This window comes from Alcaligenes pakistanensis (assembly GCF_014652815.1).
Lineage (GTDB): Bacteria > Pseudomonadota > Gammaproteobacteria > Burkholderiales > Burkholderiaceae_B > Alcaligenes > Alcaligenes pakistanensis.
Map to the genome: position 1 here is coordinate 322,522 of NZ_BMZN01000005.1, position 26,977 is coordinate 349,498.

The window sequence follows — 26,977 nt, forward strand, 5'->3', positions numbered from 1 at the left end:
ACTATGCGCATGAATACGTCCGTGCCTCTGTATGTTCGTACAGACTCCTCTGGCCAGTTGCAATTGCTGGGCGATTGGTCCTTGCGTCACTATGAAGCGCTGCAAAGCAGTTTGCACGCGCTCAGTGACAAGCAGGACCGTTGGTCGCTGGATTTCAGCCAGCTTAAGGCGCTGGATACGGCGGGTGCCCAGGTCCTGTGTGAATGGCTGGGTACCGAGCGGGTACAGGCCGCCTTGGACAGCGCTCAGGGCTTGTCCAAAGAGCGCCATCAATTACTGAGTACGGTTGCCAAGGCGATGAGCCGCATGGACCAGGAGCACCTGGCTCCGGCTCGCTGGGGTATTACGGACTTGTTCGAGCGTGTGGGCCTGGCCATGGTTCACATTACGCGCAATGTGCGTGAACTCTTGGGTTTTATCGGCCTGACGCTGGAAACCCTGATTCTGAATATGTTGCGGCCCAGCCAATGGCGCGTTACCTCGATTGTGGCGCAGTTGGAGGAAACCGCCTTTAATGCCGTGCCGATTGTGGCCTTGCTGACTTTTCTGGTCGGCGCGGTGATCGCCTTTCTGGGGGCAACGGTGCTGGCCGACTTTGGTGCCACCATCTATACCGTGAACCTGGTCGGCTTTTCCTTTTTGCGTGAATTTGCCGTGCTTTTGACTGCCATTTTGATGGCAGGCCGTACCGCCAGTGCATTTACTGCGCAGATCGGTTCCATGAAAGCGAACGAGGAAATCGACGCCTTGCGCGCCCAGGGCCTGAATCCCATGTTGATTCTGGTCATCCCGCGCGTGCTGGCCATGCTCTTGGCCATGCCGATCCTGACTTTTGTTGGCATGGTAGCGGGTATTTTTGGCGGTGGGCTGGTGTGTGCCCTGATCCTGGATATTTCGCCCACGATGTTCATCAATATCTTTAATCAGGATATTGATCTGCGGCACTTTGTCCTGGGAATGTCCAAGGCCCCTATCTTTGCGTTTTTGATCGCCGTCATAGGGTGTCAGGAAGGCTTTAAAGTCACTGGCAGCGCCCAATCTGTAGGTGAACACACGACTTCTGCCGTGGTTCAGTCCATCTTTATCGTGATTCTGATCGACGCACTGGCAGCGCTGTTCTTCATGGAGATGGGATGGTAGAGACCACGACTCCCCCCATTATCCAAGTGCGCGACCTGGACAACCGCTTTGGCGATCACGTTGTGCACGAGCATCTGGACATGGATGTTTACCCCGGTGAAATCGTCGGGGTGGTGGGGGGCTCTGGTACGGGCAAGTCCGTGTTGCTGCGCTCCATTCTGGGTCTGCGCCCGCCTACCGGTGGCACGGTGCGCATTTTTGATCAGGAAATTGGCTCCCTCTCGCCCGAAGCCCGTTCTCGTCTGGAACGTCGTTTGGGTGTGCTATTTCAGCAAGGGGCCTTGTTCTCTTCATTGACCGTGGTGGAGAACATTGCCATGCCTTTGATTGAACATATCGGCCTGTCTCGTACTTCCGCTGAGCATATCGCTGCCATGAAAATGTCCTTGGCTGGTTTGCCCGCCAATGCGGCGAACAAGTACCCGGCTGAACTGTCCGGGGGCATGATCAAGCGTGCAGCGTTGGCACGAGCCCTGGCGCTGGACCCGGAGATCCTGTTTCTGGATGAACCTACCGCGGGCCTGGACCCGGTAGGCGCGGGCGATTTTGATCAGCTTATTTTGACCTTGCGCGATGCGCTGGGATTGACCGTGTTTTTGGTCACACACGATCTGGATACGCTCTACACCATTTGTGATCGGGTGGCCGTGCTGGCGCAAAAGCGCGTGCTGGTCAACGACACGCTGGCTCGGGTAGAGCAAGTTGATAACGACTGGATCAAGGAATATTTCCACGGTCCACGGGGACGGGCCGCCCAACAGGCCCAAAACCGTCGTCAGGAGCATTGTTAATGGAACCGCGTGCCCATCATGTATTGATCGGGGTCTTTACCGTCGTGGTGGCTGTGGCTGCCGTTTTGTTCTCGCTTTGGCTGGCCAAAGCAGGGCAGGATGCCGAGACCCGAGATTACGATATTGTCTTTTTGGAAGGTGTGCGTGGCTTGTCGCGTGGCAGCGCCGTGCAGTACAACGGCTTGCGCGTCGGTGAAGTGCGCTTGCTGCGCCTGGACCCGAACGACTTGCAGCGCGTGCGTGCACAGGTCTCGATTCAGGCTTCCATCCCGATCCACGAAGACACTCAGGCCCGTCTGGCGCTGGCTGGTATCACTGGCCAGTCCGTGATTGAGCTGAGCGGCGGCACGCCTAACAGCCCCTTGCTGGAAGCCACGGGTGATAGCCTGCCCATGATCGTGGCCTCGCCTTCCCCCTTGGCCCAACTGATGGCCGGTGGCGAGGAGATGATGACGCAGATCTCCAAGCTGCTGGATAACGCGAATACCTTCCTGTCATCCGAGAACTCAAAATCCTTGTCGGCCAGTTTGCAAAAACTGGAGACCTTGATGGGTCAGTTATCGACAGCCGGAGAAGGCGTGCCTGCCTTGGTGAAAGAACTGTCCCAGGCCAGCCAGCAAGCCACGACCTTATTGTCCTCCACGCAAGGTCTGGTGGATCGGCAAGGGACGCAGGCCATGAATGCGATCCAGAAATCCATGGAGGATTTCAGCCGGGCAACACAAAGTTTGAACAAGTTGCTGGAACAGAACTCAGGGGCCATCGGCCGTGGTGCTCAGGGCCTGACCGAGATCGAACCTGCTCTGCGTGAATTGCGTCAGGTGCTGGCTGGTTTCCGGGCGGTTACTTCCCGTCTGGAAGATAATCCGGCGGGTTACCTCTTGGGTCGCGACAAATTACAGGAGTTCACACCATGATGCCCACTGTTGTGCGTCGTTTGCTGCAGGCATCGGTAGTCGGTTTGGCTGCCTTGTCGACAGCCTGCTCAGTTCTACCCCAGGCCGAATCCCTGACGTATTACCAGCTTCCGGCTGTGGCCTTGACGGCCCAGCAAGCACCGGCCTCCCACAAGAATCTGATTATTCAGATGAACCGGCCCCATGCGGAGCGTTTGTTGGCCAGCTCCCGCATTACGGTGCTGCCTCAAGGCAATGAACTAAGTGCCTATAAGGGGGCGCGTTGGAGTGACGATGCCCCCGCTTTGCTGCGCAACCGCTTGGCTGATGCGCTGCGCGATGCAGCGCAGTTCCGGGCCGTCGTGCTTGATAGCGAGTCTGTGATTGCGGATTGGGAATTAGGCGGCTCATTGAGTGCATTCCAGGTGGAATACGTTCAAGGCACCCCACGCGTGCAGATTCAGTTCGATGCTTTGCTGCGCGATCAAGCCTCCGGCCAGTTGATTCAGACCCGACGTTTTGTGGCACAGCAGGCTGTGGATGGCACGGCTGTGCCGCAAGTGGTGGAAGCCTTTGGACTGGCAACAGATGCTTTGTCCTTGCAGGTGACCCAATGGTTAGGCTCTTTAACGGTTGTGACTACGACCCCTTAATGCCATGTATGAGTCTCGCGATCAGCCCTTGATTACGGGCTGGCAGTTTGCCAAGCGTTTATTGGCGCATGCCTTTATTGGTATTGTGTTTGTGGCCATTTCCCTGATGTTGGGTGCATTGGGCCATATGTGGTTTGAAGACAATGTGCACTGGCATGATGCCGCCTTGAATGCGGCCATGATGGTTGGTGGCTTGGGCCCCATGGCCTTGCCTGAGACCTGGGCAGGCAAAGTGTTTTTTGCCATCTATGGGGCTTACGTCAGCCTGGTGCTGGCGGCGACCTTCGGTTTGATTATTGCTCCGGTGCTGCATCGAATCCTGCATACCTTTCACCTGGAAGATTAAGCAGCAGGCTACAAAATAAAAGGCGCTGAACGCCATACCTTTTAAACAGATGAGACTGACATCCATCCTTAAAGGGGTCTCGCGTTCAGCGCCTTTTTTGTCAGCCTTTTACCCGCTCCTGCTCCTGCTCCAGCTTGGCGATCAGTGCGGGCAATTCATCCATGCGACGAAAGGTGTCATGCACACCGATCCGGCGTAAATCCTCTTCCTTGTCAGGAACCGGGCAATAACCTAAGACGGTGGCGCCTGCTGCCAGGCCCGCGCTTGCACCGGTGATACTGTCTTCCACCACAAGGCATTGTTTGGGGTCGACCCCCAGCCCGTGAGCAGCGGCCAGATACACATCGGGGTATGGCTTATTGCGCGGCGTTTCGGCCCCGCTATAGATATGGCTACCGAAATAATCCAGCAAGCCCGTCTGACCTAATTGCAGCACTAGTTTGGCTCGATCTGCACCGGACGCGCAGGCAATCATGCCGGGTTTGTCGCGCAAAATGGTATCCAGAGTCTCTTGTATGCCGGGAATGGCCATGACCTCGTTGGTCAGCGCATGGTTGCGACGCATACGAAAGGCCATCACCCATTCCATATCCAGATCTTTACCCGTCATTTTGCGCACAGTGGGCAGTTCGTCCGGCAAGGCTTTGCCAATAAACCAGTCATAGCACTGCTCGTAGCTCATGACCCAGCCTTCCTCTTGCAACATATCCCGCAGTACACGAACCGTGATTGGTTCGCTGTCTACCAGCACACCGTCACAATCAAACAGCACAGCGGAAAATGTCATGGGTAATACCTTTAAGCCAACAAAACAGTAAGTCTGTGATGATACAGCAGGCAGGCTTTGTGCAGAATTGCGTACGGATGGCTATGCCAAGCCCTATGGGCCCTTAGCATGCTAAGTGAAAACCCCAACACATAAATAATTGATTGTTGATATATTTATATCTAAACTAAAATTTCATAATAAACCTTTCTGCGGAAGTTCCGTCATGGTGCATAAAACAACTCGGGTGGTGGCAGCAGCATTGCTGGCAATGGGAATGGCCGGTGCTCAGGCAGCGGAAGTAACGCTGAAAGCAGTCTCTGTCTTTACGATGGACACCTTCTTTACCAAGCGATTCAAGCAGTTCGTTGAGAAGGTCAATACGGAAGGCAAGGGTCTGGTACAGATCAATGTTATTGGCGGTCCAGAGGCGATTCCTCCTTTCGAGGTCGGTAATGCTCTGCGTTCCGGCGTGATCGATTTTGCCAATACCACGGCGGTGTTCCATGCCAATCTGGTGCCTGAAGCACTGGCTTTGACACTGACAGAGAAACCCATGAGCGAGTTGCGCCAGAACGGCGGCTATGAGCTGATGGACAAAATTCACCGCGAGAAAGCCAATATTACCTGGCTGGCCCGCACCACTGACGGCTTGCAGTACCACATCTACACCAACAAACCTGTGACCTCGGCAGACCTGTCGGGCTTCAAGCTGCGTGGTGTGCCTGTGTACCTGTCCTTCTTCCGCGAAATTGGCGCGACCCCGCTGCAGATTCCACCGGGCGAGGTCTACACTGCGCTGGAGCGTGGCGTGGTGGACGGCTATGGCTGGCCATCCGTGGGTGTGATGGAAATGGGCTGGCATGAAAAGACCAAATACCGGGTAGAGCCGGGCTTCTACAACGTGGAAGTAGGTTTCTTCATGAACCAAAAGAGCTGGGAAAAACTGGACGAAGAACAGAAAGCCTTCATGCGCAAGCAGATCGAGTGGATGGAGTCGCAGAACGTGACTGAACACCAGATGGCGATTGATGAAAAAGCCGCCACTGAGCAAGCCGGTGTGCAGGCCCTGGTGCTGGAACCTGATGTGGCTCGTGCCTTGCGCACCAAAGCCTACGAATCGGGCTGGGCCGGTATCGACAAATCCAGCCCCAAATACGCCGCGCAACTGCGTGAGCTGTTTGGTGGTTATCAGCCTTAAAAACGCTTGCTGTTTAGCTAGCTTGACGGTGGACATTGCGCCCTTGGGGACAGTGTCCACTTTTTGATGGTGCCCGGGCGGCCTTACGCCAGCCCTTTCAGTGACCTTGATCGGCGGAGAAGACGAGATGTCTGCTGCAACAACCCCGGAAGGCATGCCTTCCAATACGACCTGGGGGCGTCCGTACGCCCTTTTAATGAATGCTTGCGGCGCGGTGGCAGCCTTGACCTTTGGGCTGATGAGCCTGCTGGTTTGTGCTGACGTTGTGTTGCGCAACCTGGGTTACGACGCGTTGTCCACTAGCGTGGAAGTAACCGAATACATGATGATCATCGCCACCTTTATGGCAGCGCCCTGGGTGCTGTATCTGGGCGGACACATCCGTATCGACGTTCTGGTCAATAATTTGCCCGCCCCTGTCCAACGTATCCTGGATCAGGTCTCCAACCTATTGGGTCTGGTGGTATGTGGCGTGTTGGCCTGGCAATGTGCCGCTGTTGCCGTGGATGCTCACGAACAAGGTGCCATGGTGTTCAAAGCCCTGGTCTTTCCCGAATGGTGGTTAAACCTGCCTCTGATGATTGGAGCTGGCTTGTTGACCCTGGAATTCCTGCGTCGTCTGGTGTCCCGTCCTGTTGAGCAAGGAGCCTGATCATGGAATGGCATATGGCATTGATCCTGATGCTGGGATCACTTTTTCTCTTGATGGCCATTGGCACACCCGTGGTGTTTGCCTTCCTGTCCGTCAACCTGTTGGGCGCCTGGTTGTTCCTGGGTGAAGCGGCAGGCCTGGCGCAATGGGCGCGTAACACCACCGCTTCCATCGGTAGCTTCTCGCTGACCCCCATTCCTCTTTTCATCCTGATGGGTGAAGTTCTGTTCCATACCGGGCTGGCTTTCAAAGCTATCGATTCCATCGAGCGCATGATCTCGCGCGTACCTGGCAAACTGTCTATCGTCAGCATCCTGGGTGGCACCACCTTTGCCACGCTGTCGGGTTCCTCCATTGCCAATACCGCCATGATGGGCGGCGTGATGCTGCCAGAGATGCTGCGTCGTGGTTACCACCCGACGATGGCAATGGGCCCCATCATGGCCGTCGGTGGCATCGCCATGCTGATCCCCCCCTCGGCCCTGGCCGTGATGCTGGGTAGCTTGGCCGGTATTTCCATCGAACGCTTGCTGATTGGCGGCATCCTGCCCGGCATGCTGATGGCTCTGGGCTTCCTGGCCTATGTCGTAGTACGTAGTCGCCTGCGTCCCCAAGACGCACCCATGAGCGAAGACGACGGCCCACGCCTGACCGGCTGGGCGCTGTGGAAGCCTTTCGTGCTGAACGTTGTGCCTTTGCTGGGCATCTTCATCGCCGTCGTGGGCTCCATGTTGGCGGGCTGGGCCTCGCCCACCGAGTCGGCCGCCATCGGCGTGCTGGCCTCGGTCATCGCTACCATCGCCTACCGTGCCTTGACCCTGAAAGCCTTGTGGAAGAGCCTGATCGAAACCGCCAAAGTCTCGGTGGTTATCCTGTTCATCCTGGCCGCTTCCACTACCTTTGCTCAGCTGCTGAGCTTCTCCGGTGCCAGCGCAGGCTTCTTGGGCATGATCAAAGACTACAACCTGTCGCCCTTCGCATTGGTTATCTGCATGCTGCTGGTCTTGCTGGTCATCGGTACCGTGCTGGACCAGATCTCCATGATGATGATTGCCTTGCCCTTCTTCATGCCCTTGGCCCTGGCCGCAGGCGTGGACACCGTCTGGCTGGGCGTGATGATCCTGATCGCACTGGAAATTGGCCTGCTGACCCCACCGTTTGGCCTGCTGCTGATTGTGATGCAAAGCGTGGCACCACCATCCATCCGACTGCCACATATTTATCGTGCGGCGGTCCCCTTCCTGGTGATCGAAGTCGGCGTGCTGGCTCTGGTCCTGTTCATTCCCTGGATTGCCGTAGGCTTGCCAGGACTGATCGGATAAGAAAGAGCAGTCAGCCTGAAAGTGGGACCACAAGTGTGTTGTCCCACAAAAAAAATAGAATCTTGAATCGACTTTTCAAGCAAAAATAAAACCTGAGTTTGGCCGACGCCAAACTCAGGTTTTTTCATGCACGCTAGGTTTGACCGATTCTTGCCGCCTGTCAGTGTGCTGCGAAGCGGTTCATCTGAGAGCGGCTCTTGAGCCTTCAAGCCACCCTCAGCCACAGTCCGATCAAAGATGCTGTGAGCTGATCGAGGGCCTGTGCGGGGGGCTGGGCGATTCAGGTGGCTTGCTGCAGGCAGATAGTTGCGCAGGGGGGCAAGCACCTTGCTGTTTGAGTCCGATGTTTGTGGTTTGTCCGGGGGACAAGCCACCGGACGAGTTCAAGGTGCGCCCGTAGCGATTATCTGACCAGGGCACCGGCGCTTAGCGCCGGCAAGCTGCCAGCCCGGACTCCCGCACAGGCCCTTGATCAGCGTCTTATAGCCACCTTCTTTATCGTCGAATCGCTGATGACTCCACACGTCGAACGCCTAAGCCTGATTTTCAGCCACTAAAGCCTTCACGGAAAAAAAGCGCATAAGAGAGTGCTTTTACTCATGTACAGGATCAGCATAAATCCCGCCATCGCGCAGCACCAAAGCCACTGTATCCCCCCGCTGGACCGCTTCATCCAGTACACGAGCAATTAACACCGGCCCCGCATCACTGAGCACCGTGGCCAGCATATACATCCCCGCTTCACTGCCAGCAACAACACTGCGCGTCAGCTCCGTCACCACACCAGACGGACAATCCTCAGCCTCAAACCCGTCCCCATGACACTGCGGACACAGAAACCGCGCCGGAAACACCCGATGGTCACACCGCACACAACGAAAAACAGACGGACACATCACAGAGCCTCCAAAACAAGCGCAGTCGAGCACATGCCATAGCGATACTCCACCATGCCGTAACCCGTGACCAAACCATAACGGGCGGACGCCACCTGACGCTCTCCGGCCTGACCGCCTAACTGACGCATGACCTCAACCAAACCATGCAAACTACATGCTGCCCCAGCTTGCCCAGCCGACAGCTGCCCGCCCGACGTATTTAAAGGCACGCGTCCCGTTGCAATAGACTCATGAATAAAGCGCTTGGCCCCATCGGCCTGAAAAAAGCCCAAATCCTGCAACTGTGCCAAGACCATGACAGGGTAATCATCATAAATACTGAGGACATCCATATCCGTAGGACCCAAGCCAGAATCCGACCACAAAGCCGGAGCCAAAGCAGCCAAACCCGTACTCAAACCATCGCCCTGCTGATCATCAATATTGTGAAAACTGCGTAAAGCCTTCACCGTAATCGCAGGCTGATTCTTAGCTGCCGGATGATCCGCGCGCATCACAATCAACGCATTGGCCCCATCCACCACCGGCACACAATCCAGTCGCGTCAAAGGGTCTGCCACTTGAGGCGCATTCAAATAATCATCCAGACTCATCGGGCTTTGATAAGCCGCATCAGGATTCAGGCCGGCCCACAAACGCTGCCGGATCACCAGCGCTGCATAATCCTCCCGCTCCAAACCCAGCTTGCGCATTTGATTGGCAGTCAGCATGGCAAAGCGATGATTCGGGCTGCCAGCCCCCAAAGGCCGCAAATGATCGTAAGTCGTCTGGTTATAGTTCTCGACCAGTTGCTGGAAATCCTTAGCCTGAAAATGATCACCCGCCACAATCGCAATACAGCGGGCATCTCCCGCCTGAACCGCGCGAATCGCGTGCTGCAGAATATTCAGACCGCTGGCACCGCCATTGCTGTCGTCCATAATCCAGCCCACTTTCAAACCCAGCTTCCAGGCTAGATCAATGGCTCGGTCAGGCGCGTGGGTAAACGATGCGACCCCCAGCCCATCAATATCGCTGGCTTGCAAACCGGCCGCCGCAATAGCTTGCTTGAAAGCCTGGGCCAGCAGCTCGGAGGTGCCGAGCTGACCGCGCCGGGTGTAGGTGACCTCAGTGGCGCCCAGAAGGCGCACCGTGTCCAGATTGAAACTAGGCGTCATATCGAATTCCTGTGGCAACGATCAGCGGCGAACCTGATAGCCTGCTTTTTCCCTATCCCACGTATCGGGACCAATGCCCCGATCACGCAGGGCAAATTTTTGAATCTTGCCATTTTCAGTCGTCGGCAAGACCTCAGCAAACTCAATAAAGCGCGGCACCGCAAAGTAAGGCAGACGACGCTCGCAATGTTGCAGCAGTTCCTCGCAACTGACCGTGCAGTCAGGGCGCAGCACAATCATGGCCATGACCTCATCCTCGGCCAGTTCAGACTTGGCGGCGTAGACTGCTACCGTGTGTATAGCGGGATGACTGGCTAAAGCCTGCTCTACCTCGTAGGAAGAAATGTTTTCCCCACGACGACGAATCATGTCCTTCAAACGATCCACAAAACGGTAATAGCCCTCAGCATCGCGCACTACGCGGTCACCCGTGTGGAACCACAAGTTTTTCCAAGTCTCCACCGTCTTGTCGGGCTGACCGTAGTAACCCAGAGCAAAGGCATAGGGTTCATCAGCACGCAGCAGCAGCTCGCCCACTTCACCGTCTGGCAGCGAGTTGTCGTTCTCGTCCACCACCAGGGCTTCAAAACCTTCAGACACGCGGCCCATATAGCCATTGCGCTGTTCTTGAATGCCACGGCCCATCACATAATTGGTCTCCGTAGAGCCAAAGCCATCCAGCAGATGCATGTGGCAGCGCTCCAGAAACTGGCTGTGGAATTGCTCGGGCACGCCCGGCCCCAATGCGATGCGGGTCTTATGCAGTTTTTCAGCTGGGGTGACGGGCTTGGACAACAGAATGGGCACCATTGCGCCCAGTAGATACGTAATCGTGGCGCCGGTTTCGCACAAATTGTCAAAGAAACGGCTGGCCGAGAAACGTTTATCCACCACCATGCAGGCGTCGCTGACCAGAGCCTGGAAAAACGTGTTCAAGGCATTGGTGTGAAACATGGGCAGGCAGGTGTACAACACATCATCAGGCTTCATCCCCAGCTTGCTGGCGGTGTAAATGCCCCACCAGTAGAACTGGGCGTGCGGGCATTGCACACCCTTGGAGGGGCCGGAAGTGCCGGAGGTGTACAGAATAGCCAGCGTATCGCCGGGGCCGATGTCGGCAGGCTCGCAATAGTCGCCCAAAGGAGGTAGTTCGCAGGTGGCAACCGCTAATGGTTGCGCGGCTTCCTGGCCTTGAACCAGCCAGGCTTGTTGGACGGCAGTGGCACTTAAATCCACATCAGCCAGCAAAGGCGTCAGATCTGTTTCAACAACCAGCAGGCTGGCCTGGCTGTTGCTCAAAATGTGCTGCAACTGTGCACCGCGCGAGGCGGTATTGATAGGCACCACAATGGCACCCAGCCAGCCGCAACCCAGCACCATGTCCAGGAACTCATGACGATTGGTACACAGCAGGGCAACGCGGTCGCCACGCTTAATGCCAGCGCGGCTTAAACGGCTGGCACTGGCTGCGGCAGCTTGTAGGGTTTGTTTGCCGGTGTAATGGTTTTGGCGGTCCGAGAACAGAGGGGAATCACCCATGCGCTCTGCGCGCAGGCGCAGCAAGGCGGGCACCGTGCGCTGTGTGGCAGGTATTGAAAACAGCGGCAAGTCAGAAGCGGAAATGGAATGGGCGTGCATGATCAATCTGTCTCCCGGCCAACGCGCGATCAAGGCGGCAAGCCGATGTGCATGGGTGAAATTACTAATATCCTGCAAACAGTATACTGCAATATATTATTTTGAAATTCCTGTCATTCACCGGAAAAACCCGAAGTAGCTGATACCGACTCACAGTGGTATTTCGCGCAAACCACGGGTCCGGCGAAGACAGAAAAGGGGGCGTTTCGCAGGCTGGACAGATAAGGCAAGCGGAGCGGTTGGTCAGGTTTGTAGACAACAGTCGATCAGCAAAAAGCAGTGCAGGCTCATAGGTTTGGGCAGATCTGCTTCACAATGACTTTGAATAAGCCCATAGGGGCAACGGGGATAGAACAATGAAGGTATGGCTTAAGTTGGCAACGTGTTGTGCGCTGATGTTGGGTGCGCAGGCCCATGCTCAAAACAAGAATGTGACGCTGGTTGTGCCTTACCCACCGGGCGGTGCGGCGGACCAGTTGGCGCGTGTAATTTCCCAGGAAATGGGCACACGCTTTGATCAGAAAGTAATCGTGGAAAACCGTCCGGGTGCGGGTGCCCAGGTTGCCATGAACGTGGTGAAAAATGCCAACACCGCCTCCTTGGGTACGGTCTTGTTCCTGGCTGATAGCGGTGCTTACTCCCTGAACCGCCATTTGTACAAACGTCTGAATTACGACGTGGCCACCGACCTGATCCCTATGACGCTGGCCGCCAAGGCGCCGGTGTTCCTGCTGGTCAATAAAGACAGCCCCTTTCAGACCGTGCAAGATCTGGTTGCCGCAGGCCAAAAACAAGAGCTGACCTATGGCTCTCCTGGTATGGGAACGGGCACTCACCTGCTCGGTGAAATGCTGCGTAAAGAAGCCGGAGCCCGTCTGGTGCACGTGCCTTACAAAGGTGCAGGCCCAGCCTTGATCGACGCCGTTAGTGGCCAGATTGACTTCATCTTTGATGTGCTGACCGGTAGCCGTGGCTTCCTGGAAGATGGTCGTCTGCGTGCGATTGCAGCCGCGACAACCGAGCGTAGCCCACTGCGTCCAGACGTTCCTACGATTGCAGAAGCCGGTATTCCCAATGTGGCTTTCACGATCTGGTGGGGTATCTCGGCCAAAGCGGGCACGCCTGATGAAGACGTGGCACGCCTGACCGAGCAATTGACGGCTGTATTGAAAGAAGAAGCCGTGGTTAAGAAGTTCGTGGACTTCGGCATTCAGATCGAGCCTTCTACTCCCAAGGAGTTTGCAGACTTGATCGAGCAGGATGCTCAAGCAATGGGGCCGACTATTAAAGCTCTGGAAATCACGTTGGACTAAGACGTGATTGTTTGAGGAGAAAGGGCGCTGCGGCGCCCTTTTTTATTGGCCTCTGAAGGTCAGAGTTACTTTTTCTAGACCACTTATGCCAGCAACTCCGCCTGCTTGATGCAATACGCTGAGCCGCAAATAAGCAGGTTTTCAAGAATCAGCTGCGCCGCCTGTTTTTCCTGGCGCTCGCTAAAGGCAGTGCAAATCGCCTTAGCCCGCTGCATGGTTTCCAGACGGAACTGAGCATCTTGCAAACAGGCCGTGCGTGCTTGATCGGCTCTGTCGTGCAGGCGCTCCATGGTGTCCACCAGTTGTTTGTTGGGCACCATACTGATCCAGGCGCTACGAAAGGCCCAGTTCGCTTGAATATTGTCGATGGGGTCGCCTTGTTGATGCGTGGCCTCAATTCGGCTTAAAGCCTGTTCCAGCGCCAGTATCCCCACTTTGCTTTGATTGACGCAGGCCAGTTGTGCAGCGGGAGGTTCCAGCAAGGCACGTACTGCGTAAATGTCTTCAATTTCCTGTGGTGTATACACCCGCAGCACAAAACCACGCGAGGTACCGTCCAGCACCCCTTCATTTTTCAGTTGCAGCAGCGCCTCGCGCACGGGCATGCGGGAGACATTCAGGCTGGCCGCAATTTCGTTATCCACCAGGCGCACATCAAAGCCGATTTTGCCCAAGGAAATGTCCTGGCGCAGCATGCCATAGACTTGTTCACGGATATTGGGTTCTCGTTTTTTATAAGGATTAGCAGCCATAAGCTCACCCGGCGTCTGGCGCACGGCAAAGGACTCAAAGGGCTATAGGATACCAAGTAAGCGCTGGGGACTGAGCCGTTTTATGTCAGAGCCTGTTAATGCAAAAAGCCACCTTGTTTGAGTCGGTGAACATACGTCTACCCAGCCTTGGGAGCAGGTGCAGCAGACCCGTCAGCGTAAGATTTCTTTTAGTATTAACAGGCTGGGGTTGATGGCGCATGGGCGCTTGTCGGCTAGACCGGATTTGTCGCGCAAGTTGCAGGATAATAGGCTGTTTTTAGAACAGCACGCACCAGGAGGGCCAGTGAATGCGGTGGCGGCATGTAGAAATCTTTGATGCGATTTGCCGTGGCGGCTCTCTGACGCAGGCCGCGCAGTTGCTGCATATCTCCCAGCCTGCCGCCAGCAAAATGCTGGCAACGGCAGAAATGCAATTGGGTTTTCGGCTGTTTGATCGTGTGCGTGGACGCCTGATCCCCACTCGTGAGGCCAGCATTCTGGCCCCTTACGTTGCGCGCTTGCATCAGAATCTGGATGACGTCAGCCAACTGGCGCGTAATTTGCGCTCCCACCATGAAGGTTTATGGCGTATTGGCAGCAGCCCCGCCTTTGGTCTGGAGCTGTTGCCGGTGGCATTAAGCCGTTGTCGTCAGGCTCATCCTGCCATGAGCTTTGAGCTGCGCACTCACCACAGTGGCGAGCTTCTACAGGCTCTGGAAACGCGCGATCTGGATATGGTGATGAGCTTCGATCAAGGCGAATCCTCCGGTGTGCAGCAGCAGGTGCTGGCTCATACCGAGCTGGTGCATGTCACGCTGCCGGGCGTTGCCCCTTTGCGTTGTTGGGAAGAAATGGCCGAACGCGCTTTTATCGCTTTGGATGCGGATGATCCCGTAGGCGCAATGGTGGAGAGTCTTCTGCAACGCTATGTGCCGGAGGTCGCTCCATTCATGCGAGTGCAGACCCACTATGTGGCTTGCAGCCTGGTCGTGCAGCGTGTGGGTGAGGCCTTGGTGGATCTAGTCACGGCCCGCGCCATGCAAAGCCGTGGCCTTGCTATACACCGTTTGCCAGAACCTCTGCCTATCCCTGTCAGCATACTAACGGCCCACGATGATGCCGGTTCTGGCTCGCGTGAACGTGTGCTCGATCATATTCGGCAGGCCTTGCTGGAATGTCGTTTCCCGGATTAAGTAGGAAGCCGCTTCCATAACCCTGGGTTATGGAATACGCCAACTATTCATTGGCGCACTGACGCTGCCCCCAAGACAATAGAGTCCAGTTATTGGGGGTATGTTCCATGCATGTATGTATTATCGGCGCCGGTGTCATTGGTATGAGCACCGCGTTCATGTTGCGCCAGAAAGGGGTGCAGGTCACGGTACTGGAAGCCGGTTCGCAAGTTGCCGGGCAGACCAGCTTTGCCAATGGTGGACAGCTAAGCTACAGCTATGTGGCCCCCCTGGCCGATCCGGGCGTATTCAAGGATTTGCCGCGCTGGTTATTGAATAAAGATTCGCCGCTGCGTTTCAAACCTGCACTTAGCCCCCAGCAATGGCGCTGGTTGCTGCATTTTCTGAAAGCCTGCCGTGGTGATGTGGTGCGTCGTACCACCGCCCAGATGCTGACCTTGTCCTATCTGAGCCGCGACATCCTGCACGACTGGCAAGAGCGCTTCAACCTGGAGTTCGCTCATCAGACCAATGGCAAATTGATTGCCTTCCGTAGCCCTGGCCCTTTCCAGCATGCTCGTGAGCAGGCCCAGTTGCAGGCGGATATGGGTTCTTCGCAGCAAGTACTGGAAGCCGCACAGGTATTGGAACTGGAGCCTTCCTTGCAGGCTATGGGTTCGCGTTTGCAGGGCGCGATCTACACACCTAGCGAAGAGGCAGGTGATGCCTATCTGTTTTCGCTGGCCTTGCATGAGCGCATGCAAAACGATAGCGACTACCAGCTAAAGCTGAATACGCCAGTGCATCGTTTTGTGATGGAAGGGCGCGATATTCGTGCCGTTCAAACCGCAGAGGGCGAGATCCAGGCGGATCAGTTCGTCGTTGCCAGCGGTATGGGCACCGTGCCTTTGCTGCGTCAGCTGGGTGGTCGTCCTTTGATCTATCCCTTGAAAGGCTACAGCTTGAGCCTGCCGTTGGAAGGCTTGGATCAAGCTGTACCTGCTATCAGCGTTACCGATTACGAGCAGCGCATTGTGTACGCCCGTCTGGGTGAAGTACTGCGTATGGCCGCCATGGTCGATATTGGTTTTAATGGCCTGGATATTCCTGCGGGCCGTATGGCGACGTTGAAGCAGCAGGTGAAAGATCTGTTTCCTGGTTTGCCACTGGAACAGGCTCAAACTTGGGCCGGTTTGCGCCCGGCCACACCGTCAGGCAAACCTGTTGTGGGGGCGAGCAAATTGGCGGGTCGTTTGTGGGTGAACGCAGGTCACGGCGCGTTGGGCTTTACCTTGGCTTGCGGTAGCGCGGCGATTTTGGCGGCTCATCTGACGGGTGAAGCTTCGCCTATTGATGACACTCCATTTCGCCCCTGAACTGTTGGCTGGTAGTACATGGCGAGCCAGAGTCTAGTGACTAGTAGCCACTAGCAAAAATAGGCAAGATCCTCCTTGGATGCTTGCCTATTTTTTGTTTAATTTTTTACCTTAGACCGTCGCCCGCAGGCCTGGAGTAGCTTTAAAGCCTGCCGTCAGCAGGAGGGAGGCGCCATAAATCGCCGTCGCGAGTAATGGAATCGACCACAGAGCATTGAAATCCAGTGCCGTAAACAGATAGCGATACATCAAGTCGATCAGCCAAGGGTGGATTAAGTACACACCCAAAGTCAGCTCCGCCAGATGGGTGCTGATACGTGAGTTGATCAAAGGCTGATTCCAATCGCGCAGCAGCAAAATCAGCGCAATGGACATGGGAATGACGGTGATGCTCAGGTAATCATAGAAATACGCGCCGGTTTGACGGTCGTGCGTGAGGGCCAGAGCATAAAAGCCCCAGGCAGTTGCGGCAATACTGGTTAGCAGCACCGCTATGGTTAACCAGCGAGGCACATTCACGGGGACTTTGCGTAGTACATAACCCAATAAAAAATAGGGTAGATACGATAGGAACCAGGTGAAGAAGGGCGCTGAGTGAGTATTCAAGTCCGGGTTGCTGAGCGTACTTAGGGCAGAAAGCACAAAGCTCGCCCCGGTTAGCGCGGCCAGTTGCCGCAGATTGGTGCTCTGTACCATGCGTCGCAAAAAAGGCGTGAACAGGTACAGGAACACAATCATGTACATAAACCACAGGTGGAAGTAGGGCCGGCCTTGCAGCAGGCGTTCCAGATAAGGGTAAGGGTCAGCTTCAGGTGTCCACCAGTGCTGTTTGAACGCCGTCCAGCCCAGATAAAAGGCTGTCCAGAACAGTAGCGGCAGTAAGACTCGTGCTGCCCGTTTGCGATAAAACAGCTTCATGCCTTCCTGGGGGCGGGGTTCGAGCAGCAGAGCACCACTGACCATGACAAACACCGGCACACACCAGCGGGTAGCGGCATCGTACAGATTGCCGCTCCACCAGTTGGCGGTGCCCAGCTCGGCATTCAATACGGCATAGGCGGCGATATGCAGGCAGACGACAGAAAAAATCGCCACAATCCGTGCATTGCTGATCCAGTTCATGACAAGCCATAAAAGTCAGAGACCTTCCCATCCTAAGGGGCAGACGTTTCTGATTTGTCCCCCAAATACGGGATTTCGCGTCCAGTTTTGTCTGGATGTGTCTAGGCGGTGCCGGTTTTGCTGGGCAAGGGGGCGGACGCACTCATCCCACCGTCTTTCGAGGTCGGCATTAAAAGGGTGTATAAAATACCAGCGTTATACGGTTAAATAGCAGGCTTACTCAGTCAGACCAGCCAGGACACTCCTGAGATGGCGGTGCTGGGCAGGAGTACGGTGGATGGAGCTCGCTTTGACGGGAATGGATGTGCTGATTGCCCTGGTCGCCTTGGCGTTGGGTTTGCTGCTCGGGCTGTGGTTACGGTCGCGCATGAGTGCGCCTATTGAGCAGGCTTTGCAAGACCGCTGTGCACGCCTGGAACAGGATTTGGCCCATGCCCAGGAACAAACGCAGGATGCCCAGGACCGGGCGGTTGAGCTGGATAAAGAGCTGATACGTCGCGATGCTCAGTTGCAGACCCAGCAAATGCGGAATCAGGCTATTCAGGAAGATTTAGAGCATAGCCGCGAGCAAATGCGCCTGCAGTTCGAGTCGTTGGCGCAGCAGATCCTAGAGGCCAAAGGGCAAACACTGCGCCAGGATAGCCAGCGTACGCTGGATGAAATGTTGCGACCTTTCCGGGAGCAGCTAGCCGGCTTCCAACTGCGTGTGAATCAAGTGCACGATGAGTCCGTCAAAGGTCAGACGGCTTTGAGCCTGGAGTTGCAACGCATGCAGGAAATGGGTCTGCGCATGAGTGCCGAAGCCCACTCCTTGGCTGTGGCACTGAAGGGCGACAAAAAGACGACGGGTAATTGGGGCGAGACCCAACTGGAAAAAACACTGGAAGTGGCCGGGCTGGTGCGAGGCGTACACTTCGACACCCAATGGCAGGCGCGCGACGAGCAAGGCCGCCTGCGTTACCCCGACTTTGTGGTGCACCTGCCCCAGGACAAGCATTTGGTGCTGGATTGCAAAGTGTCCTTGGTGGATTACGACTGCGCCATTCGTGCGGAAACGGAGGAAGAGCGTCAGCAAAGTCTGCAAGCCCATGTGCAGGCGCTGCGCAATCATATCGATGATCTGGCTTCCAAGGATTACAGCGCCTTACCCGGTTTAAATAGTCCCGGCTTTGTGTTCATGTATGTGCCTATCGAGGCGGCTTATATGCAGGCACTGCAGCAGCACCACAGTCTGTTTGACTACGGGCTGGGCAAGAATGTTTTGATGGTTTCACATACGACCTTGCTACCCATTTTGCGCACCGTAGCCAATATCTGGATGATGGTGCGCAGCAACGAGCAGGCCCACGAATTAAGCCAGCGTGCCGGGGATATCTACAACCAGGTCTCTATCCTGGCGGAACGCCTGAAAAAACTGGGCGAAACCTTGGGGCAGGCGGGTAAGCACTACAACAGCACAGTGACGGCGCTGGCAGGGCAGCAAGGTTTGTATGGCAAAGTCAGCCGCTTTGCCGAGTTGTCGGCTCGCGCCAAGCGTACACAACCTGGTATTGAGCCTTTGCATACCGATATAGAGCACGAACGTCTGGATTGGGTATTGCCGGAGGAGGCGGAGCCTGCTCAAGGCAAAGAGCCGGATGCGTGAGGGTGCTGCAGCTAGGACTCGCATAGCCTGCATTAGTCCCACTATGGGACTAATGCAGGCTTATGCAGATTGACGTGCTTATTGTTCAGAGACAGATCCAGAGTCATCATCCTGCTGAATAACTTCTAGCCATTGCTCCACCAGTTGGGGAGCACAGAACAGGTAGCCTTGTAGGGCATGGCAGCCGCGGCGTAGCAAAAACTCTTTTTGCTGCTCGTTCTCCACTCCTTCCGCCACGACATGTAGGCCCAGTTGGCGGGCCATGGCCAGCACGGTGCGCACAATGGCGTTGGCTTCCTGTTCCAGGGGCACGCCCAGAATCAGGCTACGGTCCATTTTCAGCTCGTACAGAGGCAGGCGGCGGATAGCGGCCAGATTGGAGTAGCCCGTGCCAAAGTCGTCCATGGAAAAACGAATTCCCAGGTCTTTCAGTTCGCGCATCATGCTGTTGGCGGAGGCAAAATCCTCCATCAGCACGCCTTCTGTAATCTCAAAGATCAGGCGGTGAGCGGGAGCTCCGCTGCTTTCCAGGATCTGGCGCGTGCGGCGCGCAAAGTCGGGGCGGCGGAACTGGATCGGGCTGACGTTAATGGAGATCGGGAAGCTCGACTGTTGAGTTTGAAGCAACAGGTCACAGACCGAAGCCATGATCCAGTCACCTAAAGGGGTGATCAGGTCTGTGCTTTCGGCCAGGGGAATGAATAGATTGGGGGTCAGCATTCCGCGCTTGGGGTGCAGCCAACGCAGCAGCACCTCGGCCCCACAGATGCGGTTTTGTTTGTCGTATTGAGACTGCACAAACAGACGTAACTGATCCGAACCAATGGCAAAACGCAGATCGTGCTGCAGACTCAAATGTTCTTCCAGGGCTTCCTGCATGCCGGGCTCGTACAGGGTGATCTGGTTACGGCCATTTTCCTTGGAGCGATACATGGCGGTGTCCGCCTGACGCATCAAGTCTTCAGAAGTCAGGGTGCTGTCGGTAATCAGGGCCAGGCCAATACTGCTGCTGCTCAAGTAAGAGTGGCCTTCAATGTTGTAGGGCTCTTCCAGGCGTGTGCGTACTAGCTCGGCAAATTCCAGCGCTTCTTTGTAGCAGTCGCGTACGGTGCCCGGATGCAGGATCTTCAGGATGACAAACTCATCGCCGCCCAGGCGGGCCACGATGTCTTGTGGGTCAATAATCAAGGACAGGCGGCGCGCCACCTTGCGCAAGAGGGCATCGCCAATAGCGTGTCCACGGGCGTCGTTAATGTGCTTGAAACGGTCCAGATCCAGAAAGTACAGTGCGCCGGGGCGTTTGTACGGCTCTATGGTCTGCAAGTGGCGCTCTAGTCGCTGCAGCAGCAGGCGGCGGTTGGGCAGCTCGGTCAGCGGATCGTAGAAAGCCAGCCGGTAGTTTTCAGACTGGGTGGCTTTCAGAGCCGAGATATTGGTGGAAATACAGTACAGATTAGTGTGTCGTGTTTCGGGGTCCTTGACCGGCATTTTGATAGAGAAAAAAGTGGCACGAATATCGCCCTTGCGGTCGCGTACCACCTCTTCCACGGCCAGTCGTTCGCCGCTGTACAGCACCTGCTCGTCGTTGTGACGGAACTCGTTAATGGTCTGTTTGTTGGCGTACAGATCCTGATCGGTTTTGCCCACAATGCTGTCGATGGTGTAGTTCAGGTCCTCGCACAGCTTGCGGTTGGCGTACAGATACCGGAATTGGTCGTCTTTGATGTAGACATAGGCATCAATGGCATCCAGCACGGTGTGCAGATGATGTTCGGTGCGGACCAGCTTCTTGCGCTGGCGGCGCAGACCAATCCGCATCAGGGTGACGGTGAGCACGGCAATCGTCAGCAGTACGCCTAGAGTCAGCAGTGTGGGGATAATCCAGGGCTTGGTCGGTTTTTCGATCAGGCGCAGGCCCCACTGGTTCAGCGTTTCGGTGTAGAAAGCGTCGTTATTGTCCCGCCATTTTTTGATATGTGTATCAATAGCGGCCAACAGTTCGGGATGCCGGTCTTTGGCCGTCACAAAATACGTATTGGTGGGTTCCAGGCGAATGGGGGCGGATTTCAGATTGTATTCACCCACATGGCGCACCCCAAATAAATGGCCCACCACAGCGGCATCAGCCTGTTTGTTCTGGACCAGTTTTAAGGCGTTGTACTGGGAGTCTGTAATAACCAGCTTGGAGCCCAGCTCCAGCTTCTGCAAAATATTGTAGAGCTGGGTTAATTGCAGGGTCCCGCTCATGACAGCAATCCGTTTGCCATTCAAGTCATTAAGCGCACCGATGTGAGTGGTTTTCCCGGTGAAAATTTGCGACCAGTCCTCCAGTACAGCCCGGTTGTGAAAGCTGTAAAGGGCAGAGCGTTCGGGGGAATAGGCCAGACCTGGCACCAGATCGATCAGATCGTTTTGCAGGGCGTTCAAGCATTGCTGCCAGTCGCATTGCACGGCCTCCAGGGTCCAGCCTTCGCGTTTGGCAATTTCCAGCAGCAGTTCGCCCATAATCCCACCGGGGCGGGCTTGGCTATCCAGAAGAAGTTTGGGTGGGTTTTCGTAGATGCCCACCCGCACAATGCGCTGTGGGGAGTGGACAGCGGCCTGGCTGGCGGGTGCCATCAATCCCAGGATGGCTAGCATGCCTAGCATGTATATTGCCCGGCGCAGCGATAGAGTAAGAAGGCGGGGCAAATTCATAGTGGGAAAGCTGCGCAAAGCAGGGATTCAGGGGCAGGTGCGGTCATGCAACAATGATGCGACTAATTTAACTGAATATCGGGATGTGGAGCGGATGCGTGCCGCATTTCGGGAACAAATAGCAGGGGAAAGCCAATGGCGGAGTATGAAACAGTGGATGTGTGTGTCAAGGGACGCGTGCAGGGTGTGGGCTTTCGGGCCACAGCCCTGCGCCACGCGCATCTTTATGGAGTGAAAGGCTGGGTCAGCAATGCGGCAGATGGCTCGGTAGAGCTACTGTTGCAAGGCAGTCCCGATGTAATAGATCAGATGGTTAGCTGGCTGCATATCGGGCCTGAACATGCCTTGGTGGAGCTCGTGGATATACAACGCTCCTACACCGACAAACGCTATGATTTTTTTGAAATTCGTTAGTTTGCCTACTTGGCTAGCGCACGGAAAGATTGATGTCGGACTGTCCGCGTCTTGATTTATTTGTACTTATTTGCGGGCAAACCCTAGGAAAACATTTGTTTTTTTGGTGGCCATTCAGTTTAACATGCGTTTTATTCCGTGAAATTTTGTGTAGGGATTGGGATGGAACCCTTGTTGCGGTTGCAGCGCATCTTGCCTGAGTTGACGCCCGAGTTGCGTCGCGCTGCTCAATGGGTGGAGCGTCATCCCGTCGAAGTCAGTTTGTGGTCAATGCGCAAGCAGGCCCAGGAACTTGCTATTGCCCCCGCAACCATGTTGCGTTTAGCCCGAGCCGCTGGCTATGACAGTTATGCCAGTTTTCGAGCGCCGTTTCAGCAGGCCTTGCACCGCAATGGCAGCACGATGGCCTCGCGTGCGCAAAATTTGCAAGGAAGCCAGGCCTGCGAGCAGCAGGCGCGTGCCTTGAGCCAACAGCAAGAAGAGGCGTTGCGCTCTGTGCAGAGGCTTAACCCAGTGAGCAGCCTGGATGCGTGTGCCCAGACCATTCTGGCAGCCTCCAAAGTGGGTTTTTTAGGCTTGGGGGCCAGTTTTGCCTGCGCGTTTCAGATGCACTATGCCTACCAATTGATGTGTGGCAATGGGGTATTGCTTAACCGGGCGGCCGACCTGCTGGTGGAATTGGAGACGGGGCTGGACAGTGGTGGTGTATTGATCGTCATCAGCCAAGCTCCGTATGTGAAAGCGGTGGTCAAGAGTGTTCAGCACGCGGTGCAGCGCGGCACCACCGTAGTGGCATTGACTGACAGCGTCTTGTCCCCTGTTGCGCAAGGCGCCGCGCATGTTTTGTTGTTTGATTCTCAGGCAGCTACACAACCTGCAGCCAGCTTCTTTCATTCTTTGGTAGGCACGGTCAGCATTGCAGAGCATGTATTGGCACGCATAGCGGCGCTAGGTGGCAAGACAGTGGTGCAACGTTTAGCACAGCTGGAGGCCTCTTTTCAGCGCCAGGAAATTTACTGGCAGTACGACGATAGCAGTGGCGGGCACGTGTCTTGAGTCTGGACCTTGCATCAGGTCTGGCAAGGTCAAACCCTGGCTTTCAAACGTGTGCTGCTTGTAAGAGAAAACCGGTCATACCGGCTATTCAAACAGGGGAGAACCCCGAGGGAGAGATGACAATGAATCACACGGTAAAAAAAACAGGCAAAAAAGTTGTATTGGCCTCAAGCGTGGCAGCTGCGCTGTGCACACTGCTTTTGAGTCCTTTGCCGGCCAGCGCACAACAAAAGTTTGTCAGTATTGGTACGGGCGGGGTGACTGGGGTGTATTACGCAGCCGGTGGCGCCATTTGCCGTCTGGTCAATAAAGACCGTGGGGCCGATGGCGTGCGCTGTTCGGTTGAGTCAACGGGTGGCTCGGTATTTAACGTCAATACCATCAAGGCGGGCGAGTTGGACCTGGGCGTGGTGCAGTCCGATGTTGGCTATAACGCTTATAACGGCGAAGGTCAGTTCAAGGATGGCGGTGCCTACAAGAAACTGCGTTCGGTCTTCTCGATCCATCCTGAGCCCTTTACGGTCTTGTCACGTAAAGAAGCTAATGTCAGCAGCTTTGATGATTTCAAAGGCAAACGCTTTAACGTGGGTAATCCTGGTTCGGGGACCCGAGCCTCGATGGATCAGTTACTGCTGGCAATGGGCCTGGATAGCAGCTTCTTCTCCTTGGCGTCTGAGTTGCGCCCCGATGAGCATGGCCCGGCACTGTGCGACGGCAAAATCGACGGTTTTATTTATGGTGTAGGCCACCCCTCAGCCAACATTCAAGACCCTACGACATCCTGCGGGGCCAAGCTGGTGCCTTTGACGGGGCCTGCGGTGGACAAGCTGGTTGACGCCCACCCCTACTACGCCAAAGCGACGATTCCAGGGGGCCTGTACCCCAATAATCCCGAAGACACAGAAACATATGGAGTGTTGGCCACGTTTGTGACCTCCGAGGATGTGCCTGAAGAGTCGGTCTACAACGTGGTGAAGGCCGTGTTTGACAATTTCGATGACTTCAGACGCTTGCATCCCGCATTCGCCAATCTGAAAAAAGAAGACATGGCGAAAAATGGCCTGTCTGCGCCATTGCATCCTGGTGCTGAAAAGTACTTCAAGGAAAAAGGTCTGCTTTAAAAAGACCTGGACCTGACTGGCTGTAATTAGTCGGCCAGGTCGCGCCTCCCAAGCCGTGATGGCGGCTTGGGATTCAGCAGTGATGACCTGGGCCGCCTGGCTCAGGTGGTCAGGCGTCTTGCACGCCGGCCCGGTAGAACCGGGCCAAGAGCCAGGCTTTCCTGGAGACAAAAGCCAATGACAAAACAAGAACATCAAGGAACGGGGCCAGACGTCGCCCTGACGCAAAACGAAACAGCTGAGCTGGAAAAACTGGTTGCCGATGTGGATCGTGGAGGGCGCTCGGTGACGGGCGTGGCTGGCATGATCCTTTTTGTGGCGGCGGTAGGCTGGTCTTTGTTCCAGCTTTGGTACGCATCACCACTGCCTTTTACGCTGAGCCTGGGGATTTTTAACGATACCGAAGCCCGTGCCTTGCACTTGGGCATTGCGATGTTTCTGGCCTATTTGGCTTTTCCTGCACGCAAAAAATCGGCACGTGATCGTATTCCGATCCACGACTGGCTGCTGGCGCTGGTCGCGGCATTTTGTGGCTCGTACCTGTTCTTTTTCTATAAAGAGCTGGCGATGCGTCCAGGGATTCCGACCCAAATGGACATCATCGTCGCTAGTCTTGGCTTGGTGTTGCTGTTGGAAGCCACGCGTCGATCTCTGGGAGCGCCGATGGCGGTTCTGGCGATTATCTTCATTGCTTATATTTTCCTTGGACCTTGGCTGCCGGACGCGTTGTCGCATCGCGGCGCCTCGCTCCAGCGTCTGGTCTCGCATATGTGGCTGACCACCGAAGGCGTGTACGGTGTCGCCTTGGGCGTGTCTGTTTCGTATATTTTCATCTTCGTGCTGCTGGGCTCTTTGCTGGACCGATGTGGGGCCGGTAATTACATGATGCAGGTCTCTTTTGCTTTGTTGGGGCATCTACGTGGTGGCCCAGCCAAGGTCGCCGTCGTGTCCTCGGCTGTCAACGGGATTGTGTCGGCCTCATCGGTGGCTAACGTTGTGACAGGCGGGATTTTTACCATCCCCCTGATGAAAAAAGCAGGCTATGGGGGCATTCGGGCAGGAGCGATTGAAACAGCGTCGTCGGTGAATGGGCAAATCATGCCACCCGTGATGGGAGCAGCCGCATTCTTGATGATTGAGTATGTCGGCATCCCATATACCGACATTATTCGCCATGCTCTGCTGCCTGCGGTGATCTCTTATATTGCACTGTTCTACATTGTCCATCTGGAAGCGCTCAAGTTGGGTATCAAACCCATGATGGCCTCGGGGCCGCCGAAAACGTTTACTCGCAAAATGGCCGGATGGGGGATGGGGATCGCTGGAACCTTGATTGTGATGGGGCTTGTGTACTGGATAGGAATCGGTGTGCAGACCCTGGCAGGAGAGGCGGCTATCTGGATTTTGCTGTTTCTCATTCTGGTTCTGTATGTGTTTCTATTGAAATTAGCCGCCGCCCATGAGGACCTGCCTACGGACATTAACGTGAATACGCCGGTTCGTCCTGAGCCTTGGCCGACCGTCCGAGCCGGGCTGTATTTTCTGATTCCTATCGGGGTGTTGGTGTGGTGCTTAACGGTGGAGATGATGTCCGCCGGTCTGTCCGCTTTCTGGGCGGTGGTCTCAATGCTGTTCCAAATGCTCACTCAGCGCCCGCTGATGGCCTGGTTTCGCAAACAGGCCATGGCGCAGCCCTTGCAACAAGGTATACGTGAGGCATGTGTAGGCCTGCAAGAGGGCGCCCGTAACATGGTGGGCATTGGAATTGCCTGCGGTACCGCAGGATTGATAGTGGGAGCTATTACCTTGACGGGGCTGGGTCTGCGGATGACCGCATTCGTAGAAATGGTCTCGATGGGTAATGTGCTGATCATGCTGTTTTTTACAGCTGCTGTGTGTCTGGTCCTGGGTTTGGGGATGCCCACTACTGCCAACTACATTCTGATGGCGACCTTGATGGCACCCGTGGTGGTGGAACTGGGGGCGCAAAGCGGAATGGTGATTCCACTCATCGCGGTCCATATGTTTGTTTTCTATTACGGCATCATGGCCGACATTACTCCGCCAGTAGGCTTAGCAACCTTCGCGGCGGCGGCCATCTCAGGAGAGGATCCGATAAAAACGGGTATTCAAGGCGTGACGTATGCCATGCGTACGGCAGTACTACCGTTTATGTTCATCTTTAATCCCATGCTTTTGCTCATTGGGATACACAGCGTGTGGGAACTGAGCCTTGTTGTTATTGGGGCAACCGTGGCTTCCCTGACCTTTGCTGCGGCGACCATGGGGTGGCTTCGTATCAAAACGACTTGGTTGGAAATTGGGCTGCTTTTGCTGGTGACGTTTATGCTGTTTCGCCCTGACTGGTTCATGGATCAGATCAGCGAGGAATACCAGGCACGCCCAGCATCCGAGTTGATGCAAGTCGTTCAGACTCTGCCAGCCGGAGCCAATTTAGTGGTTCAACTAGCCGGTATGAATCTGGAGGGCGATGACTTGCAAAAGACGGTAGCAGTGTCGCTGCCCGCTTTGCCGGAAGGCGATAGCTCAACTGGCGTAGCTGCGGCGACTAAACGTTTATCTATGGCTGGTGTCACCGTGATGGCCTTTGGTGATACGGCACAGATCGCTTCTGTTTCTTTTGGCAGCCCTGCGCGCCGAGCTGGTTGGGAACAAGGCTGGGATATTGAACAGGTCAAAGTCCCTCATCCGGACCGCCCGTCGGAATTTTGGGTTTACCTGCCTGCTTTCTTGATTCTGATCTGGATGTGGCTACGGCAGGGAGTACGGATGCGCCTTAGTCCCGATGTGCCGGAACCTGCGCGAGCGTCCTAGCGCTGAGAGTACA

23 protein-coding genes are annotated in these 26,977 nt (G+C 55.5%); 16 read left to right on the forward strand and 7 right to left on the reverse strand.

Going from position 1 to position 26,977, the window contains the following annotated elements; translation table 11 throughout:
* Positions 1–3 precede the first annotated feature (3 nt).
* From IE156_RS16865 to IE156_RS16885, 5 genes are read left to right on the forward strand one after another with little or no spacing between them, the layout of a single operon-like run.
* The gene (locus IE156_RS16865) at positions 4–1,140 is read left to right on the forward strand and encodes an ABC transporter permease (RefSeq protein ID WP_189393806.1); all 1,137 of its coding nucleotides are present in this window, start codon (positions 4–6) and stop codon (positions 1,138–1,140) included.
* Positions 1,134–1,931, forward strand: a complete 798-nt coding sequence (locus tag IE156_RS16870; protein ID WP_189393807.1) for an ABC transporter ATP-binding protein — start codon at positions 1,134–1,136, stop codon at positions 1,929–1,931. The genes IE156_RS16865 and IE156_RS16870 overlap by 7 nt, the downstream gene beginning before the upstream one ends.
* On the forward strand, positions 1,931–2,848 hold the full coding sequence (locus IE156_RS16875) for an MlaD family protein (RefSeq protein WP_189393808.1): 918 nt from the start codon (positions 1,931–1,933) through the stop codon (positions 2,846–2,848). Before IE156_RS16870 ends, IE156_RS16875 begins: the two co-directional genes overlap by 1 nt.
* Positions 2,845–3,480 (forward strand): ABC-type transport auxiliary lipoprotein family protein, encoded by a 636-nt coding sequence (locus IE156_RS16880; protein ID WP_189393809.1) that lies wholly within the window; start codon positions 2,845–2,847, stop codon positions 3,478–3,480. The genes IE156_RS16875 and IE156_RS16880 overlap by 4 nt, the downstream gene beginning before the upstream one ends.
* A 4-nt stretch (positions 3,481–3,484) precedes the next feature.
* On the forward strand, positions 3,485–3,826 hold the full coding sequence (locus IE156_RS16885; protein WP_189393810.1) for a hypothetical protein: 342 nt from the start codon (positions 3,485–3,487) through the stop codon (positions 3,824–3,826).
* A 100-nt stretch (positions 3,827–3,926) separates the two neighbouring features.
* Here IE156_RS16885 and IE156_RS16890 read toward each other — a convergent pair whose 3' ends face one another.
* Positions 3,927–4,613 (reverse strand): HAD family hydrolase, encoded by a 687-nt coding sequence (locus tag IE156_RS16890; RefSeq protein ID WP_189393811.1) that lies wholly within the window; start codon positions 4,611–4,613, stop codon positions 3,927–3,929.
* A 205-nt stretch (positions 4,614–4,818) separates the two neighbouring features.
* On the opposite strand from IE156_RS16890, the gene dctP reads away from it, so the two are divergent.
* The 3 genes from dctP to IE156_RS16905 all read left to right on the forward strand — a co-directional run bounded on the left by dctP (position 4,819) and on the right by IE156_RS16905 (position 7,767).
* Positions 4,819–5,793: a TRAP transporter substrate-binding protein DctP gene (gene dctP, locus IE156_RS16895; RefSeq protein WP_189393812.1), complete on the forward strand. Its 975-nt coding sequence runs from the start codon at positions 4,819–4,821 to the stop codon at positions 5,791–5,793.
* A gap of 127 nt (positions 5,794–5,920) precedes the next feature.
* A complete protein-coding gene (locus IE156_RS16900; protein WP_189393813.1) occupies positions 5,921–6,445 on the forward strand; it encodes a TRAP transporter small permease in 525 nt (174 codons plus the stop codon).
* Between the two features lie 2 nt (positions 6,446–6,447).
* Positions 6,448–7,767 (forward strand): TRAP transporter large permease, encoded by a 1,320-nt coding sequence (locus tag IE156_RS16905; protein WP_189393814.1) that lies wholly within the window; start codon positions 6,448–6,450, stop codon positions 7,765–7,767.
* 593 nt (positions 7,768–8,360) lie between these two features.
* On the opposite strand, the gene IE156_RS16910 is transcribed toward IE156_RS16905, so the two are convergent.
* The 3 genes from IE156_RS16910 to IE156_RS16920 all read right to left on the reverse strand — a co-directional run bounded on the left by IE156_RS16910 (position 8,361) and on the right by IE156_RS16920 (position 11,461).
* A complete protein-coding gene (locus IE156_RS16910) occupies positions 8,361–8,549 on the reverse strand; it encodes a hypothetical protein (RefSeq protein WP_189393815.1) in 189 nt (62 codons plus the stop codon).
* A 113-nt stretch (positions 8,550–8,662) separates the two neighbouring features.
* On the reverse strand, positions 8,663–9,823 hold the full coding sequence (locus IE156_RS16915) for a thiolase family protein (RefSeq protein WP_189393816.1): 1,161 nt from the start codon (positions 9,821–9,823) through the stop codon (positions 8,663–8,665).
* A gap of 21 nt (positions 9,824–9,844) precedes the next feature.
* Positions 9,845–11,461 (reverse strand): ATP-dependent acyl-CoA ligase, encoded by a 1,617-nt coding sequence (locus IE156_RS16920; RefSeq protein WP_189393817.1) that lies wholly within the window; start codon positions 11,459–11,461, stop codon positions 9,845–9,847.
* Positions 11,462–11,817: 356 nt separating this feature from the next.
* Here IE156_RS16920 and IE156_RS16925 point away from each other — a divergent pair, with 356 nt between their 5' ends.
* Complete coding sequence (locus IE156_RS16925; protein ID WP_189393818.1) at positions 11,818–12,774, forward strand: Bug family tripartite tricarboxylate transporter substrate binding protein; 957 nt, start codon at positions 11,818–11,820, stop codon at positions 12,772–12,774.
* 83 nt (positions 12,775–12,857) lie between these two features.
* Here the strand turns inward: IE156_RS16925 and IE156_RS16930 are convergent, their stop codons facing one another.
* Positions 12,858–13,526, reverse strand: coding sequence for a GntR family transcriptional regulator (locus IE156_RS16930; protein WP_189393819.1), 669 nt, complete (start codon positions 13,524–13,526; stop codon positions 12,858–12,860).
* A gap of 308 nt (positions 13,527–13,834) precedes the next feature.
* On the opposite strand from IE156_RS16930, the gene IE156_RS16935 reads away from it, so the two are divergent.
* The gene (locus IE156_RS16935) at positions 13,835–14,719 is read left to right on the forward strand and encodes a LysR family transcriptional regulator (protein ID WP_189393820.1); all 885 of its coding nucleotides are present in this window, start codon (positions 13,835–13,837) and stop codon (positions 14,717–14,719) included.
* 107 nt (positions 14,720–14,826) lie between these two features.
* The gene (locus IE156_RS16940) at positions 14,827–16,074 is read left to right on the forward strand and encodes a D-amino acid dehydrogenase (RefSeq protein ID WP_189393821.1); all 1,248 of its coding nucleotides are present in this window, start codon (positions 14,827–14,829) and stop codon (positions 16,072–16,074) included.
* A gap of 111 nt (positions 16,075–16,185) precedes the next feature.
* On the opposite strand, the gene IE156_RS16945 is transcribed toward IE156_RS16940, so the two are convergent.
* Positions 16,186–17,196, reverse strand: a complete 1,011-nt coding sequence (locus IE156_RS16945; protein WP_189393822.1) for an acyltransferase — start codon at positions 17,194–17,196, stop codon at positions 16,186–16,188.
* Positions 17,197–17,473: 277 nt separating this feature from the next.
* Here IE156_RS16945 and IE156_RS16950 point away from each other — a divergent pair, with 277 nt between their 5' ends.
* The gene (locus IE156_RS16950; RefSeq protein ID WP_189393823.1) at positions 17,474–18,841 is read left to right on the forward strand and encodes a DNA recombination protein RmuC; all 1,368 of its coding nucleotides are present in this window, start codon (positions 17,474–17,476) and stop codon (positions 18,839–18,841) included.
* A 78-nt stretch (positions 18,842–18,919) separates the two neighbouring features.
* On the opposite strand, the gene IE156_RS16955 is transcribed toward IE156_RS16950, so the two are convergent.
* Positions 18,920–21,490, reverse strand: coding sequence for an EAL domain-containing protein (locus tag IE156_RS16955; protein ID WP_189393824.1), 2,571 nt, complete (start codon positions 21,488–21,490; stop codon positions 18,920–18,922).
* A gap of 183 nt (positions 21,491–21,673) precedes the next feature.
* Between IE156_RS16955 and IE156_RS16960 the strand changes: the two genes are divergently transcribed.
* From IE156_RS16960 to IE156_RS16975, 4 genes are all read left to right on the forward strand, one after another.
* Positions 21,674–21,952 carry an acylphosphatase gene (locus IE156_RS16960; RefSeq protein ID WP_189393825.1) on the forward strand — a complete coding sequence of 93 codons (279 nt, stop codon included), beginning with the start codon at positions 21,674–21,676 and terminating at the stop codon, positions 21,950–21,952.
* Positions 21,953–22,114: 162 nt separating this feature from the next.
* Positions 22,115–23,008 (forward strand): MurR/RpiR family transcriptional regulator, encoded by an 894-nt coding sequence (locus IE156_RS16965; protein ID WP_189393826.1) that lies wholly within the window; start codon positions 22,115–22,117, stop codon positions 23,006–23,008.
* Between the two features lie 122 nt (positions 23,009–23,130).
* The gene (locus IE156_RS16970) at positions 23,131–24,129 is read left to right on the forward strand and encodes a TAXI family TRAP transporter solute-binding subunit (RefSeq protein ID WP_189393827.1); all 999 of its coding nucleotides are present in this window, start codon (positions 23,131–23,133) and stop codon (positions 24,127–24,129) included.
* Between the two features lie 177 nt (positions 24,130–24,306).
* Complete coding sequence (locus IE156_RS16975; RefSeq protein WP_189393828.1) at positions 24,307–26,964, forward strand: TRAP transporter permease; 2,658 nt, start codon at positions 24,307–24,309, stop codon at positions 26,962–26,964.
* The last annotated feature ends 13 nt before the right edge of the window (positions 26,965–26,977 follow it).